The following is a 12,841-nucleotide window of genomic DNA, read 5'->3' on the forward strand; positions in this document are numbered from 1 at the left end:
GTGACGATTCGAGAATGGCGAGATCCGCTGAGCCCACGTCTCCCATGGCCACCGCCATGAGCACACGAAAGGGAACCCGATAGGGCTCAGGTCTGATCAAGAGTCGCGAAGGGCGTACTCGGCGCCGTTACGGGCACGCTTCCGCACAACGCGGCCATGCTGCCCTCGCAGAGCGGGGCGGCGTTGTCCGTGAGGTGCTCGCGCAGGGCGACGATGACGGCTTCGAGCCCGTTGACCTCCCACAACGCGCCGAGAGGCACATCCGTCAGATCGATGAGGTGCGACTCGAGGCAATCGCTCGTCTTCACCGCAGGGGTCATATCTCCATGGTGACTCACGCGCCAACTTCGCGATAGCCCTCGCTGGATATAGGTGACTGCGTGGCTATTGCGGCAAATGCGGTCGAGGGCCCAGTGATATTGCATGCGTTATGGGCGTGGCCGCCCCGAACGAATACCCGGCCGAATATAAGGTGACTCGGCCATTGCCTCGCGAAGGGACACCGATGCTCGATCAGCTGACCGCCGGCGCGGCGCAGGACGACACCCACGATCCGGATCCGGCCGCGGCGGAGGTCGTCGGCGTCACGATCGTGTGGTCCGACAACAACGGCATCTCGCGCTCGCGCACCGTGCCCATCGGCGAGTTCGGCGCCGCCGTCGAACGGGGGGTCGGTGTGACGCCGCTGTTCGCGGTGTTCGACTCCCACGACGGGATCACCTTCGAACACGCCCCGCTCGGCACACCCTCGGGCGACATCCGGCTGGTGCCGGTCTCCGACCGGATCGTCCGGCTGGCCGGGCAGCCCGGGTTCGGGTGGGTGCCGGGACGGCAGGTGGCGGCGGACGGGTCCGCGTGGCCGTACGACCAGCGGGGCGTGCTGGAGCGGCAGGTCGACCGGGCGGCGGCGCTCGGGCTGGACTTCCTGGCCGGCTACGAGATGGAGTTCCACCTCAGCCGGGCGGACGGGGACGACGGCGACGACGTGCGCCCCATCTACGAGGGGCCCTCCTACGGGCCGACGAAGATGCTGGCCGTCGACGCCTTCGCCGCGCAACTGCTGCGCGACCTCGACCACAACGGCGTGCCCATCGGCCAGCTCCACGGCGAGTACGGGCCGGGGCAGTTCGAGTTCAACATCGCCCCCGCCGACCCGGTCACGGCCGCCGACCTGCAGCTCCTGGCGCGGCAGACCGTGCACGCGGCCGCTCGCGCGCATGGCCTGCGGGCCAGCTTCGCCCCGCTGGTCACGCTCGGCCAGGTGGGCAACGGCTGGCACCTGCACACCTCGCTGTCCCGTGCCGGTACGAACCTGCTGTCCGGCGGCGACGGGCCCGCGGGCATCACCGCCGAGGGCGGCGCCTACCTGGCCGGGCTGCTGCGCGACCTGCCCGCGATCGTGGCCGTCACCGCGCCCAGCCTGTCGTCGCTGCAGCGGCTGCGGCCCGGCTACTGGTGCGGCGCGTACGCCTTCTGGGGCGTGGAGAACCGGGAGGCGGCGCTGCGGCTCGTACCGGCCACTCCGCTGCTGGGCGCCGGGCACGCCAACGTCGAGCTCAAGCCGTCGGACGCCTCGGCCAACCCCTACCTCGCCCTCGCCGTCGTCATCGCCGCGGGGCTGGCCGGCATCGAGGACGGGCTCACGCCGCCGGGCCCGGTGCAGGAGAACCCGGACCGCTGGAGCGGCGAGCGGCGCGCCGAACACGGCGTCCACCGGCTGCCCACCACAGTCGAGGAGCAGCTCGGCGCGCTGCTGGGCAACCGGCGCGTCCGCAGCGCGCTGGGTGAGGAGCTGACCGACGCCTTCCGCGCGGTCCGCACGTCCGACGCCGCCCGCGCGGCCGGCCGGGACGCGGCGGAGGTGGTCCGCTCCTACCGCTGGTTGTACTGACCCGGTTATATTCATACTTTGCAGGTAGGTTATGGTGGGTTTCGTCCGGCCTCGTGCTACCGAAGGGCGATTCCCCCATGTCTCCATCCAGACTGCGATTCGCGGCCGCCATGCTCACCGTCGTTGGGCTGCTCGCCGCCTGTGGTGGCGAGGGTGCGGCCGAAAGGGCTCGGGCGGACGGGCAACCGGTCTACGGCGGCACCCTCACCTACCTGGAGCATCAGCCCCCGACCTGCCTCTACCTGCCGGCGGCCGGCTTCTATCCGAACGGCGGCATCCTCAACCAGATCACCGACAAGCTGACCTGGCAGAACCCGGAGACGCTGCGCATCGAGCCGTGGATCGCCACGAAGTGGGAGGTCAACGCCGACGCCACCGCGTACACCTTCCACCTGCGGGACGGCGTGACGTTCAGCGACGGCAGCCCGCTCGACGCCTCCGCCGTGGCGGCCAACTTCGACGTGTACGGCCTGGGCGACACCAAGCTCAAGCTGCCCGTCGCCGAGTTCGTCAACAACTACGAACGCAGCGAGGTCGTCGATCCCAGGACGGTGCGGTTCCACTTCAAGAAGCCCTCGCCCGGCTTCCTCCAGGGCACCTCCGTGATCGGCGCGGGGCTGGTGTCCAAGAAGACGATCTCCCTGCCGTACGAGCAGCAGTGCCAGCTCAAGAACATCGTCGGCTCCGGCCCCTTCACGCTCAAGAACCAGGTCGTCGACAAGGAGGTCGACCTGGTCGCGCGCAAGGACTACACGTGGGCGCCGCCGTCGTCGGGGCACCAGGGCCGGGCGTACCTGGACGAGATCAAGATCATCGTCACGCCCGAGGACAACGTCCGCGTCGGCGCCCTGATCTCGGGCCAGGCCGATCTGGTCCGTTACGTGCAGGCGTACGACGAGAAGACCGTCAAGGACGCCGGCTTCGAGATCTACGCCGAACCCACCCGGGGCGTGAACAACGGGCTCTACCTGAGGCCGTCCAACCCCATCCTGAAGGACCCCGACGTGCGCCGGGCCCTGCAGGTGGGCACGAACGCCAAGGAGGTCGTCGACACCCTGTTCACCGACGGCTACCCGGTCGCCACCTCCGTGCTCAGCCACCTCGCCCAGGGTCATGTGGATCTGTCCAAGGAGCTCGCCTACGATCCCGCCAAGGCCAACACCCTGCTCGACCAGGCCGGCTGGGCGCGCGGCGCCGACGGGATCCGCGCCAAGGACGGCACCCCGCTGAAGCTCGGCGTGTTCGTCTCCGGCCCGCAGCCGCTGTCGAAGCAGACCCTCGAACTCGTCGCCCAGCAGTGGGCCAAGCTCGGCGTGCAACTGGAGATCCGCCCCGCCGACGCCGGCACCCAGGCCGTGGACATCAAGGACGCCGCCAAGACCGCCATCGCGCACAGCATGGTGGGCCGCGCCGACCAGGACGTGATCAAGAGCCACTTCCACAGCGAGAACCGCGACGTCATCCTCTCCGACGACGAGAAGCTGGACCGGCTGCTGGAGGAGGAGTCCGCCGAGCCCGACGTGACCAAGCGCAACGCCAAGGTCGCCGAGATCCAGCGGTACGTGGTCGAACAGGGCTACGCCATCCCGCTCTTCGAGGAGCCGCAGGTGTACGGCGCCGCGCCGCACGTCCACGGCGTGGCCTTCGAGGCGGTCGCCCGGCCCTGGTTCTACTCGGTGTGGAAGTCGGGGCAGTGACGAGATACCTCCTGTCGCGGGCCGGGCAGGCGGCGCTCGTGCTGTGGGCCGCCTTCACGGTGAGCTACGTGCTCCTGCGGCTGATGCCCGGCGACTCCATCCTGATCAAGTTCCAGAACCCCGAGCTGGGCCTGTCGCCCGAGCAGATCGACGAGATCCGCGCCTACTACGCCGCCGGCTCGCCGCTCGCCGAATACGCCGACACGCTGCTCGGCTTCCTGCGCGGCAGCTTCGGCTACTCCATCGACACCGGCACGCCGGTCGTCGAGCGGCTGGCCGAGGCGCTGCCGCAGACGGCCATGCTGGCCTTGCCGGCCTTCGTGCTGGCGGTGCTGATCGCCGTGGTGATCGCGTTCGCGGCCGGGCACAGCAGGACGTCGTGGCTGCGGGGCGCGCTGCTGTCGGTGCCGTCGGTGTTCATCTCGGTGCCCGCGTTCTGGCTCGGCATCGTGCTGATCCAGGTCTTCTCGTTCCGGCTGCGGCTGGTGCCGGTGATCGGCGGCGACGAGGTCCAGCAGCTCATCCTGCCCGTGCTGACGCTGGCCGTGCCGATCTCGGCGCCCATCGCGCAGGTGCTGGCGCGCGGGATCGACCAGGTGTACGCGCAGCCGTTCGTCCCGGTGGTCGAGGCCAAGGGGGCGACGCGGTGGTGGGTTCTGTGGCGGCACGTGGCGCGCAACGCCGTACCGCCGACGCTGACCGTGGCCGGGCTGACGTTCGGTGAGCTGATCGCGGGCTCGGTCGTCACCGAGACCGTCTTCGGCCGCAACGGCATCGGGCGGCTGACCGAGCAGGCGGTCAACGCGCAGGACACGCCGGTGATGCTCGCCGTCGTGGTGCTCGCCGCGGCGATGTTCGTCCTGGTCAACTTGATCGTGGACGTGCTGTTCCCGATCCTCGACCCGCGGCTGAAGGCGGCATCGTGAAGCAGGGACTCGTACTCGCGTGGGCGGTGATCGGCCTCGCCCTGCTCTGGGCGGTCGTCCCGGGCGTTTTCACCGGCTACGACCCGATCGCCGGAGTGCCGGCCGACAAGCTCCAGGCGCCCGGGGCGGAGCACCTGTTCGGCACGGACGCCGTGGGGCGTGACCTGTTCGCCCGGGTGGTGCACGGTTCGGTGCACTCGCTGTCGGGGGCGTTCGTGGCCGTGGCGGTGGGGCTGGTGCTGGGCACGCTGCTCGGGCTGCTGGCCGGGGCGGCGGGTGGCGTCGCGGACGCGCTGGTCATGCGGGTCGTGGACGTGCTGCTGTCGGTGCCCGGGCTGCTCCTGGCCCTGACGGTGATCATCCTGCTCGGGCCCGGCACGGTGAACGTGGCCGTCGCGGTGGGCATCGGCTCGGTGGCCGCCTTCGCCCGGCTCTCCCGTGCCGAGGTGGTACGGGTCCGCCGCGCCGACTATGTGGAGGCCGCGTTCGGCAGCGGCGGCCGGTTCCCGGTGGTGCTGTGGCGGCACGTGCTGCCCAACTCGCTCGGCCCGGTCATCGCGCTGGCCTCCCTGCAGTTCGGCGCGGCCATCCTGGCCATCTCGACGCTCGGCTTCCTCGGGTACGGCGCCGCGCCGCCCACCCCGGAATGGGGGCTGCTCATCGCCGAGGGCCGCAACTACCTGGCCACCTCGTGGTGGCTGACCACGCTGCCCGGCGCCGTGGTGGTCGCGGTGGTCCTGGCCGCCGGCCGCATCAGCCACTCGATCGGAAAGGACCGGCCATGAGCCCACCGGACGGAAAGGCACCGGCCGGGCAGGCACCCGCCACGAGCCCGCCGGACCGACAGGAGCCGGGCCGGGGAGGGCCGGTTGCGAGGCTGCTGGACGTTCGTGACCTGGTGGTCTCCTATGACGGGCGGCGATCGGTGGACGGGGTCTCGTTCTCGGTCGAGCCGGGACAGGTCGTGGCCGTCGTGGGTGAGTCGGGCTCCGGAAAGACCACCACGGCTTTGGCCGTCATCGGGCTACTGCCGGGCAACGCCTCGGTCGACTCGGGCGGTGTCCGGTTGGGCGAGGCCGACCTGACGGGCTGGTCCGACCGCCGTCTGCGGCACATTCGCGGTGCGCGCATCGGCCTGGTCCCGCAGGATCCGGCCAACTCCCTGGACCCGGTCAAGACGGTCGGCGCGCAGATCGGCGAGGTGCTGCGCATCCACCGCGCGGGCGATCGCCGTACGATCCGCCGCCGGGTCCTCGACCTGCTCGCCCGCGTCGGTCTCCCGGACCCGGAGACCCGCGCCCGCCAATACCCGCACGAACTGTCGGGCGGCATGCGCCAGCGGGTGCTCATCGCCATCGCGATCGCCCTCCGGCCGAGCCTGATCATCGCCGACGAGCCCACCAGCGCCCTCGACGTCACCGTGCAGCGCCGCATCCTGGACCTCATCGACGACCTGCGCACCGAGTACGGCACCGCCGTGCTCCTGGTGACCCACGACCTCGGCGTGGCCGCGAGCCGATCGGACCACCTGGTGGTGATGAAGGACGGCCGCGTCGTCGAACAGGGACCGACCGCCACCGTCCTGGCCGCACCCGAGGCCGACTACACCAAGCGGCTGCTCGCCGACGCGCCCGCCCTGTCGGCACGCCCCTTCCGCGACCCGCCCGCTCTGTCAGCGCGCCCCTTCACTGACCAGCCCGCCCTGTCCGGACGCTCCTTCACCGGCCGGCCCGCCTCGTCCGCGCACCCCTCCGCCGACCAGCCCGCGATCGTGGTGCGTGACCTGGTCAAGGAGTTCCGGGTGGGGCGGCGGCCGTTCCGCGCCGTGGACGGGGCGGGGTTCGAGGTGAGGCGCGGCACCACCCACGCGCTCGTGGGCGAGTCGGGCTCCGGCAAGACCACCACGGCCAGGATGGTCGCCCGGTTCGCCACGCCCACCTCGGGAACGGTGAGCATCGCCGGGGCCCCGGACGGCCGCCACTTCCGCCGCCACGTACAACTCGTCTACCAGAACCCCTACGGGTCGCTCGACCCGCGCCAGTCCATCGAGGAGATCGTGGCCGAGCCGCTGCGCAACTTCGGGCTCGGCGACCGGGCCGCCCGCCGCGCGCGGGTCGCCGAGCTGCTCGACCGGGTGGCGCTGCCCCGCGACGTCTCGGCGCGCCGGCCGCGCGAGTTGTCCGGCGGGCAGCGGCAGCGGGTGGCGATCGCCCGCGCATTGGCCGCCGGACCCGAGGTGATCGTGCTCGACGAGGCCGTCTCGGCCCTCGACGTGACCGTACAGGCGCAGATCCTCGACCTGCTCGAACGGCTCCAGCGCGACCTGGGCCTGACCTACCTGTTCATCTCGCACGACCTGGCCGTCGTGCGACAGATCTCGCACACCGTCTCCGTCATGAGCAAAGGACGCATCGTGGAAACCGGAACCACCCGGCAGGTCTTCACCGAGCCGCGGCACGAATACACACGGGAACTGCTGGCCGCGATCCCGGAGCGGGTGCGATGAGGCTCGGGTTCTTCACGCGCCTGCTGGACGACGTGCCCGCCGGTGAGCGCTACCGGCTCGCCACCGAGCAGATCGAGCACGCCGAGGCCCTGGGCTTCGACACCGCGTGGGTGGCGCAGCACCACTTCGACGGCGCCGAGGGCGGCCTGCCCGCGCCGCTGGTGTTCCTGGCGCACGTCGCCGCGCGGACCCGCCGGATCCGGCTCGGCACCGGCATCATCACGCTGCCGCTGGAACAGCCGGTACGGGTGGCCGAGGACACCGCCGTCCTGGACCTGCTGACCGGCGGGCGGCTGGAGGTCGGCGTGGGCAGCGGCGGCACGCCGTCGTCGTTCGGGCCGTTCGGGCACGAGAGCGCGGAGCGCGCGGCCCTGTACGCCGAGCACCTGGCGGTCCTGGTCCGCGCCTGGTCCGGGGAGGATCTGGGCGGCGGCAACCGGCTCTACCCGCCCGCGCCCCGGCTGACCGAGGCGATCTGGGAGGCCACGTTCTCGGTGTCCGGCGGCACCCGGGCGGGCCGGGCGGGCAACGGCCTGATGTTGTCGCGTACCCAGCCGAGGCCCGCCGACGATCCGCAGGCGACGCTGGCCGACCTGCAGCAGCCGATCGTGGCGGCGTACCACGAGAATCTGCCCTCGGGCGCGGTGCCCCGCATCGTGGCCTCGCGGACCGCCTTCGTCGCCGACAGCCGCGCCGAGGCGCTGCGCTGGGCCGAGCGGGGGCTCGGCCGGGGCAGGCTGCCGTTCGAGCTGCCGGACGAGCGGCCGGACGGCCTCGATCGCCGGATCGCCGCCTTCGACGTGCACGTCGGCACGCCGGAGGACGTCATCGAGAGCCTGCGCGCCGACCCCACCCTCGAACGGGTCACCGACCTGGTCTTCCAGGTGCACTCGGTCGATCCGCCGCATCCGCTGATCCTGCGCTCGATCGAGCTGCTGGCGACCGAGGTCGCGCCCGCGCTCGGCTGGCTCCCCTCACCCGAAATGAGCTCCTCATAACGACCACCCGAAACGACGCCCTCCCGAATGAGCTCTCAGTGATCACTCCCCGGAAGGAGTTTCCATGATCACCGATGTCATCGACCACCTGGCCGGCATCTCGCCGGGCTCCCCGCTCGACCGCCTGCGCGAGCGCAGGCCGGACGCGCGCGAGCACGCCCAGCGCGGCTTCGACGCCCTGTTCACCCCCGACGACGACCGCGAGGTCACGCTCGTCGAGCGGGACGCGGTGGCCGCCTTCGTCACCGGCCTGCACCACGACGCCGCCGTCGCCCGCTTCTACGCCGACCGGCTCGCCGAGCTCGCGCCCGGCCTGGTCAAGGTCATCGAGGCCGAGATCGAGACCGGCCGCACCACCGGCCCCTACGGGATCTATCCGGACGGCGGCGTCCTGGCCGCCGAGAGCGACGAAGGGCTCCGCTACCGCACCTCCGGCACCTCCGAGCTGGGCGAACGGCTGGCCGCCGCGCTGGAGCACGCCCACCTGCTGGTGTTCCGGCCGCGCGAGGCCCGCCAGGACGATCTCGACGCCCTGGCCCGCGCCGGCTGGAGCGCCACCGGCATCGTGACGTTGTCGCAGCTCGTGGCGTTCCTCAGCTTCCAGGTACGGGTGATCTCCGGCCTGCGCCTGCTCAACCAGGAAGGACTCACCGCATGACCGGCTTCACCCAGGAGCACCTCGGCTGGCGGCCCTGGCTCACGCCGCTGACCGAGGAGGAGCTGACCGACGCGCACCGCGAGGCGCTGGTCGACCAGGCGCGCGCCGCGTCCCCGTATTTCCGGCTGCTGGCCCGCGACCCGGACGTGCTGCACGCGCGGACGAAGACCGACGTGGACATCTTCTACAACGCCGACGGCGGGCTGCCGCGCGCCGAGCGCGAGCTGGCCGCGACCGCGACCTCGCGCCACAACGGCTGCGTGTTCTGCGCGTCCGTGCACGCGCGCTTCGCGAGCCACTACTCCAAGCGCCCCAAGGACGTGCAGCGCCTGCTGGACGAAGGGGTCGGCGCGCCGCAGGACGACTTCAGATGGCGGACCGTCGTCGACACCGCGACCGCGCTCACCGCCACGCCGGCGCAGTTCGGCGCCGAGCACCTCGCCGCTCTGCGCGCCGCCGGGCTCGACGACCTGGCCATCAGCGACGCCATCCACGCCGCCGCGTTCTTCAACTGGGCCAACCGGCTCATGCTCTCGCTCGGTGAGCCGGTGGACGAGTGACCGGCGTCCCGGACGCGGTGCGCGGGGAGCTGGCCGCGCTCGGCGTCCGGCTCGACGTCTCGCGCGGGCCGGAGGCGGCGTTGCGTGCCGTCATCGACGCCCCGCGCGGTCATGTGACGCTGCGCTGACCGGAAGCGGTGGCGGACAATGGCGGCGATCCACTAGAAATCTCCCCATGTCTAAAACAGATTTCCGCACGTCGGCCGGGTTGAGCAGGCGTAGTTTCCTGGGGGCGGGCGCCCTGACGCTGCCCGCCGTCGCTTGGGGAAGGCCGGCGTACGCGGCGACGGTCCAGACCTCCGGGGTGGCCCCGGCCGCGCTGGCCGGTTTCGACAAGGTGCTGAAGACCTACGTCGTCGAGCGCGAGATCTCCAGCGCGCAGCTGGCCATCACCAAGAACGGCAAGCTCGTGCTGGCCAGGGGCTATCGCCATACCGACGACATCGCCGCGCCCGCGGTGTCGCCGACCTCCCTGTTTCGCATCGCCAGCCTCAGCAAGCACATCACCGCGGTGGCGATCATGAGGCTGGCGCAGGACGGCAAGCTGAGCCTGGGCGCGTCCGCCGCCCAGTTGCTCGGCCTGCCGGCCACGGCCGACCCCCGGCTGGCGAACGTGACCATTTGGCGGCTGCTGCAGCACACGGGCGGCTGGGACCGCGACATCTCGGGCGACTACCTCTACCTCGACCACACCATCGCGAAGTCGCTCGGCGTCGCCCTGCCGATCACGCGTGACCACATCGTCCGGTACGCCTCGGGCCGCCCTCTCGACTTCGCGCCCGGCAGCCGGTACGCCTACAGCAACTACGGATACCTGCTGCTCGGCCTGATCGTCGAGAAGATCTCGGGGATGACGTACGAGGCGTACGTCAAGCAGAAGATCCTCGCGCCGGTCGGCATCTCCAGGCTGCGGCTCGGCCGTACCCTCAAGGCGCAGGCCGCCTCCGGCGAGGTCGGCTACGAGTCGGACCAGACGAGCAGGACCGTCACCGACGCGTCCGGCACGGTGGTGCCGGCGCCGTACGGCGGGTTCAGCATGGAGAACCGGGGCCCGGGCGGCGGCTGGCTGGCCTCGGCGGTCGATCTGGTGCGATTCGCCAGGATTCTCGACGCGCCCGGCACGGTGCTGAACGCCACCTCCATCGGCAGAATGGTGGCCAAGCCGGAGATCGGCGTCACCGAGAGCGGCTCCTGGTACGCCGCCGGCCTGTGGGTACGCCAGGTGACGGGCCATCTCAACACCTGGCACAGCGGCGGGCTGCCCGGCACCTACACCTACACCGCCCGGCTGCAGAACGGCTTCACCTACGCGGCCCTGTTCAACCGGGGCGAGGAGAGCGGATCACCCGACTTCGACGCTCTGAGCGCGCTGATCAACGCCGAGATCGGCAAGGTCACCACCTGGCCGACCACGGACCTGTTCCCCCGGCACTTCTGACCTCCATACGGTGCCGTATAGTCATTTCCATACGGCACCGTATGGAGGCGTCATGAGAACCGCTGTCTACTGGTCGCTCGCCTTTGAGGACATCCCCGCTCCCGACTTCGCCGACATGACCATCGGCGTGCTGCCGCCCGGCGCGCCCGAAGACCCGCGCGTCTGGGCGGAGAGTATCTTCTCGCTCACCGGCATGCCCCGTGCCGTCATGGCCGCCATGGCGGTGCGCCAGGCGCTGGTGCCGCTGATCGGCGTCCGGCGCGCGCCTCGCGACACGTTCCGGGTGGACCGGGTCGAAGGGGAGGAGGCACTCATCGTCGCGGACGACCGGCACCTCGACTTCCGCTGCGGCGTGGCCGTCGACGCCACGGCCCGCCTGGTGCGGATCACGACGACCGTCCGCCTGAAGGGCCTGCGCGGCCGCGTCTATTTCTGGCCGGTACGCCTCGCGCACCCGACCGTCGTCCACGCGATGCTCCGCTCGGCCCAGCGCCGCCTCACCCCATGAGAAGCATCGCCTTCCTCCTGGTGGCGGCGTGATGGCCGAGGCGCCCATAGGGGGTTGAGATCGTGGAGCCGCCGGGCTGCCCGGCCCGCTAGCACCGCAGGGTGAGCATGCAGTAGAGGGCGCGAGCCTGCCTCTTGAAGTGCCGCTTGACCGTCGGATGGTTCCTGAAGTGGCCCCAGCCCTGCCGCGCGATGCTTTCGAGCCTGCTCCACAGAGCCGCGCCGCCGACCTTCATGACCTTCCAGCAGAGCTCGTACCTCTTCCAACCGGACTTGAACCGCTTGCAGATCTCACCGGGCTTCGGCTTGACGTGGACGATCACCGGTTGGACCACCGTCGTGACCGGCGCGGCGGTCGCGGCCTGGGTCAGAGCCGGGGACGCGAGAACCGCGATGATGGTCAGTAACCCCACTACCAGCGTCTTCAGGGAGCGCATGTGCCGTTCTCCTCTCATTCGGTGTGAGAGAGAACGTAGGAGCGAGAGCGTTGAGGATCCGTTGACGCTCGGTTGAGCGGGTCACGAACCGCAGGTGAGACAGCCGGGCCGCCGCGGGATCGCTCGTGACCGGATCTCCAGCGGCCAGAAGTCCACCTCGCACCACCGGCCGCCGAGCGCCGGCGGAAGCCCGCCGAGAATGCGGATGGCCTCCCAGGCCAGTATGTTGCCGACGAGCCCGCACAGCGCGCCCATCGCGCCCGCCTTCTCCCGCTTGCCCACGACGGTCTCCATGCCGTCCCGGCCGTGGTCGGCGAACGTCTCGGCGCGGACGCAGGCCCAGCAGGCGGTCTGCCCGGGGATGATCGAAGTGCCCAGGACGCCGATGTGGTAGGCGTACCCGGTGCCCATGATGTGGGGGATCTTCGGCCGGCAGGCCTCGCTCACCCAGTCCGACACGTCGTTGGGGGTGGGCAGGTCGGCGGCGTTGACGACGACGTCCGCGCCCGCCACGACGTCCGCGAGGTCGGCGGCGCCGCCGATGCGGCGGTCGACGCTCTCGACCTCGATGTACGGATTGACCTCGCGCAGCCGGGCGGCCGCCACGTCCACCTTGGGCGCGCCCACGTCGGCGATCCGGAACAGCACCTGCCGGGTGAGGTTCGAGGCTTCGACCCGGTCGAAGTCGCAGAGGCGGATGCGCCCGACGCCCGCGCCGGCCAGCGAGAGCGCCACCCATCCGCCGAGCCCGCCGATCCCGCAGACCACGGCGGTCGAGCCGTCGAGCCGCCGCTGCAGGCCGGCGCCGCTCGTTTCCGGCGACCAGCCCTCGTCGCAGAAGTCCTGGAACAACCGCAGTTGCCGGTCGTAGAATTCGGCGCGCGCCGCGCCCAAAAGACGGAATTCGCGCTCGGGGGCGGCGCTCCTGCTCAACAGCCGCTCATCGGCCAGGATTTGCACGACTTCCGCCACCCGCGCCGGCGCGTCCGGGTCGTCACCGAAGGTCAGCGCGCCGATCTCGGCGAGTGTGCGGGTGCCGTCGAGAAGGGCCACCACGTCTTTCACGAAATCATCGCAGGCGAATCTTTTCACCGTCCGGTCGGCCAGGCACAGGAACAGCAGCGTGCCGCCGTCCGCCTGCACGATGACGCTGTCGCGCAAGCGCGGGCGCGCAGCGGTGTCCGCCACGGGGAGGCCTCCTCAGGGCATGGGTGAAGCACGAT

General features: G+C 71.1%; 14 protein-coding genes. 11 read left to right on the top strand and 3 right to left on the bottom strand.

Annotated elements, in window-relative coordinates:
- Positions 1–86: 86 nt before the first annotated feature.
- Positions 87–320 (bottom strand): hypothetical protein, encoded by a 234-nt coding sequence (locus tag C4V41_RS23860; protein ID WP_103958140.1) that lies wholly within the window; start codon positions 318–320, stop codon positions 87–89.
- A 185-nt stretch (positions 321–505) separates the two neighbouring features.
- On the opposite strand from C4V41_RS23860, the gene C4V41_RS23865 reads away from it, so the two are divergent.
- The 11 genes from C4V41_RS23865 to C4V41_RS23910 all read left to right on the top strand — a co-directional run bounded on the left by C4V41_RS23865 (position 506) and on the right by C4V41_RS23910 (position 11,182).
- Entirely contained in the window at positions 506–1,891 is a 1,386-nt protein-coding gene (locus C4V41_RS23865; protein ID WP_103958141.1) for a type I glutamate--ammonia ligase, read from the top strand.
- Between the two features lie 77 nt (positions 1,892–1,968).
- Positions 1,969–3,588: a TIGR04028 family ABC transporter substrate-binding protein gene (locus C4V41_RS23870; protein WP_103958142.1), complete on the top strand. Its 1,620-nt coding sequence runs from the start codon at positions 1,969–1,971 to the stop codon at positions 3,586–3,588.
- The gene (locus C4V41_RS23875; RefSeq protein ID WP_235030343.1) at positions 3,585–4,514 is read left to right on the top strand and encodes an ABC transporter permease; all 930 of its coding nucleotides are present in this window, start codon (positions 3,585–3,587) and stop codon (positions 4,512–4,514) included. The genes C4V41_RS23870 and C4V41_RS23875 overlap by 4 nt, the downstream gene beginning before the upstream one ends.
- A complete protein-coding gene (locus C4V41_RS23880; RefSeq protein ID WP_235030344.1) occupies positions 4,511–5,299 on the top strand; it encodes an ABC transporter permease in 789 nt (262 codons plus the stop codon). Before C4V41_RS23875 ends, C4V41_RS23880 begins: the two co-directional genes overlap by 4 nt.
- Positions 5,296–7,020, top strand: coding sequence for a dipeptide ABC transporter ATP-binding protein (locus C4V41_RS23885; protein WP_103958144.1), 1,725 nt, complete (start codon positions 5,296–5,298; stop codon positions 7,018–7,020). The genes C4V41_RS23880 and C4V41_RS23885 overlap by 4 nt, the downstream gene beginning before the upstream one ends.
- On the top strand, positions 7,017–8,018 hold the full coding sequence (locus C4V41_RS23890; protein WP_103958145.1) for a putative FMN-dependent luciferase-like monooxygenase: 1,002 nt from the start codon (positions 7,017–7,019) through the stop codon (positions 8,016–8,018). Before C4V41_RS23885 ends, C4V41_RS23890 begins: the two co-directional genes overlap by 4 nt.
- Before the next feature lie 64 nt (positions 8,019–8,082).
- On the top strand, positions 8,083–8,676 hold the full coding sequence (locus C4V41_RS23895; protein WP_103958146.1) for a CMD domain protein: 594 nt from the start codon (positions 8,083–8,085) through the stop codon (positions 8,674–8,676).
- Entirely contained in the window at positions 8,673–9,236 is a 564-nt protein-coding gene (locus C4V41_RS23900; RefSeq protein ID WP_103958147.1) for an alkylhydroperoxidase domain protein, read from the top strand. The genes C4V41_RS23895 and C4V41_RS23900 overlap by 4 nt, the downstream gene beginning before the upstream one ends.
- Complete coding sequence (locus tag C4V41_RS65365) at positions 9,233–9,364, top strand: hypothetical protein (protein ID WP_268808643.1); 132 nt, start codon at positions 9,233–9,235, stop codon at positions 9,362–9,364. Before C4V41_RS23900 ends, C4V41_RS65365 begins: the two co-directional genes overlap by 4 nt.
- A 47-nt stretch (positions 9,365–9,411) precedes the next feature.
- Positions 9,412–10,674 (top strand): serine hydrolase domain-containing protein, encoded by a 1,263-nt coding sequence (locus tag C4V41_RS23905; protein WP_103958148.1) that lies wholly within the window; start codon positions 9,412–9,414, stop codon positions 10,672–10,674.
- 52 nt (positions 10,675–10,726) lie between these two features.
- On the top strand, positions 10,727–11,182 hold the full coding sequence (locus tag C4V41_RS23910) for a DUF2867 domain-containing protein (RefSeq protein WP_103958149.1): 456 nt from the start codon (positions 10,727–10,729) through the stop codon (positions 11,180–11,182).
- Between the two features lie 88 nt (positions 11,183–11,270).
- Here the strand turns inward: C4V41_RS23910 and C4V41_RS23915 are convergent, their stop codons facing one another.
- Complete coding sequence (locus tag C4V41_RS23915; RefSeq protein WP_103958150.1) at positions 11,271–11,618, bottom strand: hypothetical protein; 348 nt, start codon at positions 11,616–11,618, stop codon at positions 11,271–11,273.
- Positions 11,619–11,699: 81 nt separating this feature from the next.
- Complete coding sequence (locus tag C4V41_RS23920; RefSeq protein ID WP_103958151.1) at positions 11,700–12,806, bottom strand: HesA/MoeB/ThiF family protein; 1,107 nt, start codon at positions 12,804–12,806, stop codon at positions 11,700–11,702.
- Between the last annotated feature and the right edge of the window lie 35 nt (positions 12,807–12,841).

This window comes from Nonomuraea solani (genome assembly GCF_900108335.1).
Lineage (GTDB): Bacteria > Actinomycetota > Actinomycetes > Streptosporangiales > Streptosporangiaceae > Nonomuraea > Nonomuraea solani.

What these genes read in the sequence shown, in the direction of transcription:
- C4V41_RS23860 (WP_103958140.1), bottom strand. Translation starts at nt 320, where the DNA reads ATGACCCCTGCGGTGAAGACGAGCGATTGCCTCGAGTCGCACCTCATC.
- C4V41_RS23865 (WP_103958141.1), top strand. Translation starts at nt 506, where the DNA reads ATGCTCGATCAGCTGACCGCCGGCGCGGCGCAGGACGACACCCACGAT.
- C4V41_RS23870 (WP_103958142.1), top strand. Translation starts at nt 1,969, where the DNA reads ATGTCTCCATCCAGACTGCGATTCGCGGCCGCCATGCTCACCGTCGTT.
- C4V41_RS23885 (WP_103958144.1), top strand. Translation starts at nt 5,296, where the DNA reads ATGAGCCCACCGGACGGAAAGGCACCGGCCGGGCAGGCACCCGCCACG.
- C4V41_RS23890 (WP_103958145.1), top strand. Translation starts at nt 7,017, where the DNA reads ATGAGGCTCGGGTTCTTCACGCGCCTGCTGGACGACGTGCCCGCCGGT.
- C4V41_RS23895 (WP_103958146.1), top strand. Translation starts at nt 8,083, where the DNA reads ATGATCACCGATGTCATCGACCACCTGGCCGGCATCTCGCCGGGCTCC.
- C4V41_RS23900 (WP_103958147.1), top strand. Translation starts at nt 8,673, where the DNA reads ATGACCGGCTTCACCCAGGAGCACCTCGGCTGGCGGCCCTGGCTCACG.
- C4V41_RS23905 (WP_103958148.1), top strand. Translation starts at nt 9,412, where the DNA reads ATGTCTAAAACAGATTTCCGCACGTCGGCCGGGTTGAGCAGGCGTAGT.
- C4V41_RS23910 (WP_103958149.1), top strand. Translation starts at nt 10,727, where the DNA reads ATGAGAACCGCTGTCTACTGGTCGCTCGCCTTTGAGGACATCCCCGCT.
- C4V41_RS23915 (WP_103958150.1), bottom strand. Translation starts at nt 11,618, where the DNA reads ATGCGCTCCCTGAAGACGCTGGTAGTGGGGTTACTGACCATCATCGCG.